The following is a 5556-nucleotide window of genomic DNA, read 5'->3' on the forward strand; positions in this document are numbered from 1 at the left end:
TTGATTGATCGAAATTATTTTCATTGATTGATGGTAGAAATTACTCGAAGTTTATTTGAGAAATATTTGTCAGAAAATTGATGAGCCAAGATTGGTGCCCTTTAAAGGTACTACTGATTTTAAACTGAAGAGTTTGATCATGGCTCAGATTGAACGCTGGCGGCAGGCTTAACACATGCAAGTCGAGCGGGGAAAGGTAGCTTGCTACCTGACCTAGCGGCGGACGGGTGAGTAATGCTTAGGAATCTGCCTATTAGTGGGGGACAACATCTCGAAAGGGATGCTAATACCGCATACGTCCTACGGGAGAAAGCAGGGGACCTTCGGGCCTTGCGCTAATAGATGAGCCTAAGTCGGATTAGCTAGTTGGTGGGGTAAAGGCCTACCAAGGCGACGATCTGTAGCGGGTCTGAGAGGATGATCCGCCACACTGGGACTGAGACACGGCCCAGACTCCTACGGGAGGCAGCAGTGGGGAATATTGGACAATGGGGGGAACCCTGATCCAGCCATGCCGCGTGTGTGAAGAAGGCCTTTTGGTTGTAAAGCACTTTAAGCGAGGAGGAGGCTACCGAGATTAATACTCTTGGATAGTGGACGTTACTCGCAGAATAAGCACCGGCTAACTCTGTGCCAGCAGCCGCGGTAATACAGAGGGTGCAAGCGTTAATCGGATTTACTGGGCGTAAAGCGCGCGTAGGTGGCCAATTAAGTCAAATGTGAAATCCCCGAGCTTAACTTGGGAATTGCATTCGATACTGGTTGGCTAGAGTATGGGAGAGGATGGTAGAATTCCAGGTGTAGCGGTGAAATGCGTAGAGATCTGGAGGAATACCGATGGCGAAGGCAGCCATCTGGCCTAATACTGACACTGAGGTGCGAAAGCATGGGGAGCAAACAGGATTAGATACCCTGGTAGTCCATGCCGTAAACGATGTCTACTAGCCGTTGGGGCCTTTGAGGCTTTAGTGGCGCAGCTAACGCGATAAGTAGACCGCCTGGGGAGTACGGTCGCAAGACTAAAACTCAAATGAATTGACGGGGGCCCGCACAAGCGGTGGAGCATGTGGTTTAATTCGATGCAACGCGAAGAACCTTACCTGGTCTTGACATAGTAAGAACTTTCCAGAGATGGATTGGTGCCTTCGGGAACTTACATACAGGTGCTGCATGGCTGTCGTCAGCTCGTGTCGTGAGATGTTGGGTTAAGTCCCGCAACGAGCGCAACCCTTTTCCTTATTTGCCAGCGGGTTAAGCCGGGAACTTTAAGGATACTGCCAGTGACAAACTGGAGGAAGGCGGGGACGACGTCAAGTCATCATGGCCCTTACGACCAGGGCTACACACGTGCTACAATGGTCGGTACAAAGGGTTGCTACCACGCGAGTGGATGCTAATCTCAAAAAGCCGATCGTAGTCCGGATTGGAGTCTGCAACTCGACTCCATGAAGTCGGAATCGCTAGTAATCGCGGATCAGAATGCCGCGGTGAATACGTTCCCGGGCCTTGTACACACCGCCCGTCACACCATGGGAGTTTGTTGCACCAGAAGTAGGTAGTCTAACCTTAGGGGGGACGCTTACCACGGTGTGGCAGATGACTGGGGTGAAGTCGTAACAAGGTAGCCGTAGGGGAACCTGCGGCTGGATCACCTCCTTAACGAAAGATTGACGATTGGTAAGAATCCACAACAAGTTGTTCTTCATACGATGTATCTGAGGGTCTGTAGCTCAGTTGGTTAGAGCACACGCTTGATAAGCGTGGGGTCACAAGTTCAAGTCTTGTCAGACCCACCACTATCTGACTACAGAAGAAAAGATACATTGACTTATTGATAAGCTGGGGACTTAGCTTAGTTGGTAGAGCGCCTGCTTTGCACGCAGGAGGTCAGGAGTTCGACTCTCCTAGTCTCCACCATACATTCCTTCGGAATGTATAAAGACAAAAGCTAATAAATAGACAATCAGTTGATTGTTAGTTTAGTCCTTAAGCGATCAAGTGTTTAGATCCTAGAGATTAACAAGTACAAGCGTTATGATACGCGGACTTGATAACCTCTGTGATTTATCACAGTTTCCTGACCTGACGAAGGCTGGAAAAATCATTAACAGAATATATTTGAGTTGAAATAATTTGTTCAAACTCGTTTTAAACAACCTAGCAAGCAATTGTGAAAGTTGAATGAAATGAGTTCTAGCGAAATTAACTGAATCAAGCGTTTTGGTATATGAATCTAATTGAAGCTGTACAGTAGTTAAATCTACGAAACGCCAACTGTATGAGAGTGTTGAAAGACACGATCTGTTGCTTATCCCACTTGTAAGGATAAACGACTGTTTGGGGTTGTATAGTCAAGTAATTAAGTGCATGTGGTGGATGCCTTGGCAGTCAGAGGCGATGAAAGACGTGATAGCCTGCGAAAAGCTCCGGGGAGGCGGCAAATATCCTGTGATCCGGAGATGTCTGAATGGGGAAACCCACTTACCATAAGGTAGGTATTGCAACATGAATACATAGTGTTGCAAGGCGAACGAGGGGAAGTGAAACATCTCAGTACCCTTAGGAAAAGAAATCAATTGAGATTCCCTCAGTAGCGGCGAGCGAAAGGGGAAGAGCCCATTAAGTCATATAAGTTCTAGTGGAACGCTCTGGGAAGTGCGACCGTAGATGGTGATAGTCCTGTACACGAAAGGGCTTATATGATGATGTCGAGTAGGGCGAGGCACGTGAAACCTTGTCTGAATATGGGGGGACCATCCTCCAAGGCTAAATACTCCTGACTGACCGATAGTGAACCAGTACCGTGAGGGAAAGGCGAAAAGAACCCCTGTGAGGGGAGTGAAATAGATCCTGAAACCGCATGCATACAAGCAGTGGGAGCCGGCTTAGTCCGGTGACTGCGTACCTTTTGTATAATGGGTCAGCGACTTATATTCAGTAGCAAGGTTAACCGCATAGGGGAGCCGTAGGGAAACCGAGTCTTAATAGGGCGTTTAGTTGCTGGGTATAGACCCGAAACCAGGTGATCTATCCATGAGCAGGTTGAAGGTTGGGTAACACTAACTGGAGGACCGAACCCACTGTCGTTGAAAAGCCAGGGGATGACTTGTGGATAGGGGTGAAAGGCTAATCAAACTTGGTGATAGCTGGTTCTCCCCGAAAGCTATTTAGGTAGCGCCTCGGACGAATACCATTGGGGGTAGAGCACTGTTTCGGCTAGGGGGTCATCCCGACTTACCAAACCGATGCAAACTCCGAATACCAATGAGTACTATCCGGGAGACAGACTGCGGGTGCTAACGTCCGTAGTCAAGAGGAAAACAATCCAGACCGCCAGCTAAGGCCCCAAAATTATAGTTAAGTGGGAAACGATGTGGGAAGGCATAGACAGCTAGGAGGTTGGCTTAGAAGCAGCCACCCTTTAAAGAAAGCGTAATAGCTCACTAGTCGAGTCGGCCTGCGCGGAAGATGTAACGGGGCTAAAACTATATGCCGAAGCTGCGGATGCATAATTTATTATGCGTGGTAGGGGAGCGTTCTGTAAGCCGATGAAGGTGGATTGAGAAGTCTGCTGGAGGTATCAGAAGTGCGAATGCTGACGTGAGTAACGACAATGCGAGTGAAAAACTCGCACGCTGAAAGACCAAGGGTTCCAGTCCAACGTTAATCGGGGCTGGGTGAGTCGACCCCTAAGGCGAGGCCGAGAGGCGTAGTCGATGGGAAATTGGTTAATATTCCAATACTTCTGTGTAATGCGATGAGAGGACGGAGAAGGTTAAGTCAGCCTGGCGTTGGTTGTCCAGGTGGAAGGTTGTAGGCATGTATCTTAGGCAAATCCGGGGTACTCTATGCTGAGAACTGATAGCAAGCTGTACTTGTACAGTGAAGTGGCTGATACCATGCTTCCAGGAAAAGTCTCTAAGCTTCAGTTACACAGGAATCGTACCCGAAACCGACACAGGTGGTCAGGTCGAGTAGACCAAAGCGCTTGAGAGAACTCTGCTGAAGGAACTAGGCAAAATGGTACCGTAACTTCGGGAGAAGGTACGCTGTTGTCTGTGATAGGACTTGCTCCTTGAGCGGCCGACAGCCTCAGAAACCAGGCCCCTGCAACTGTTTATTAAAAACATAGCACTCTGCAAACACGAAAGTGGACGTATAGGGTGTGATGCCTGCCCGGTGCTGGAAGGTTAATTGATGGGGTTAGCGTAAGCGAAGCTCTTGATCGAAGCCCCAGTAAACGGCGGCCGTAACTATAACGGTCCTAAGGTAGCGAAATTCCTTGTCGGGTAAGTTCCGACCTGCACGAATGGCATAATGATGGGGGCGCTGTCTCCAGCAGAGACTCAGTGAAATCGAATTCGCCGTGAAGATGCGGTGTACCCGCGGCTAGACGGAAAGACCCCGTGAACCTTTACTGCAGCTTGACATTGAACTTTGATCTTACTTGTGTAGGATAGGTGGGAGGCTTTGAAGTCGCGACGCTAGTTGCGATGGAGCCGTCCTTGAAATACCACCCTGGTAATATTGAGGTTCTAACTCTGTCCCGTTATCCGGGACGAGGACCATGTCTGGTGGGTAGTTTGACTGGGGCGGTCTCCTCCTAAAGAGTAACGGAGGAGTACGAAGGTGCGCTCAGCGTGGTCGGAAATCACGCGTAGAGTATAAAGGCAAAAGCGCGCTTAACTGCGAGACCCACAAGTCGAGCAGGTACGAAAGTAGGTCTTAGTGATCCGGTGGTTCTGTATGGAAGGGCCATCGCTCAACGGATAAAAGGTACTCTGGGGATAACAGGCTGATACCGCCCAAGAGTTCATATCGACGGCGGTGTTTGGCACCTCGATGTCGGCTCATCTCATCCTGGGGCTGAAGCAGGTCCCAAGGGTATGGCTGTTCGCCATTTAAAGAGGTACGCGAGCTGGGTTTAGAACGTCGTGAGACAGTTCGGTCCCTATCTACCGTGGGCGTTGGAAATTTGAGAGGATCTGCTCCTAGTACGAGAGGACCAGAGTGGACGAACCTCTGGTGTACCGGTTGTCACGCCAGTGGCATCGCCGGGTAGCTATGTTCGGAAGGGATAACCGCTGAAAGCATCTAAGCGGGAAGCCTACCTCAAGATAAGATTTCCCCGAGACTTTATGTCTCCTAAAGAGCCGTTGAAGACTACGACGTTGATAGGTTGGATGTGGAAGCATAGTGATATGTGAAGCTGACCAATACTAATTGCTCGTGAGGCTTGACTATACAACACCCAAACAGTTGTTGTATTAAGCATCAATCGATTCGATATTCAGCAAAACAGCTTGATTTAGTGAACGCTAAAGAACAAAATACCCAACTCAGATATACCTGTTAATAACTCATTTGATGAAAGCTAGGCACGAAGAGCACTGCTCTGAGGTTAGACCCAAGCAAATAGTCATAAACAGTTGTGCTGGCGACCATAGCAAGAGTGAACCACCTGATCCCTTCCCGAACTCAGAAGTGAAACCTCTTAGCGCTGATGGTAGTGTGGGGTTACCCATGTGAGAGTAAGTCATCGCCAGCTCATTATTC

General features: G+C 49.0%; 2 tRNA genes and 3 rRNA genes. All 5 read left to right on the plus strand.

What is annotated here, in order from left to right:
* The first annotated feature begins 121 nt into the window (after window positions 1–121).
* The 5 genes from ACP7AK_RS15205 (at window position 122) to rrf (ending at window position 5548) form a co-directional block, all read left to right on the plus strand.
* A 16S ribosomal RNA gene (locus ACP7AK_RS15205) occupies window positions 122–1659 on the plus strand.
* A gap of 60 nt (window positions 1660–1719) precedes the next feature.
* Window positions 1720–1796: transfer RNA gene (locus ACP7AK_RS15210), tRNA-Ile, on the plus strand.
* A gap of 45 nt (window positions 1797–1841) precedes the next feature.
* Window positions 1842–1917: transfer RNA gene (locus tag ACP7AK_RS15215), tRNA-Ala, on the plus strand.
* Between the two features lie 432 nt (window positions 1918–2349).
* Window positions 2350–5244: ribosomal RNA gene (locus tag ACP7AK_RS15220) — 23S ribosomal RNA — on the plus strand.
* 189 nt (window positions 5245–5433) lie between these two features.
* Window positions 5434–5548, plus strand: a 5S ribosomal RNA gene (gene rrf / locus ACP7AK_RS15225).
* The 16S, 23S and 5S rRNA genes sit together here with 2 tRNA genes alongside, the layout of an rRNA operon.
* Window positions 5549–5556: the final 8 nt, after the last annotated feature.

It is taken from the genome of Acinetobacter sp. TWP2-2-3, assembly GCF_049896445.1.
Lineage (GTDB): Bacteria > Pseudomonadota > Gammaproteobacteria > Pseudomonadales > Moraxellaceae > Acinetobacter.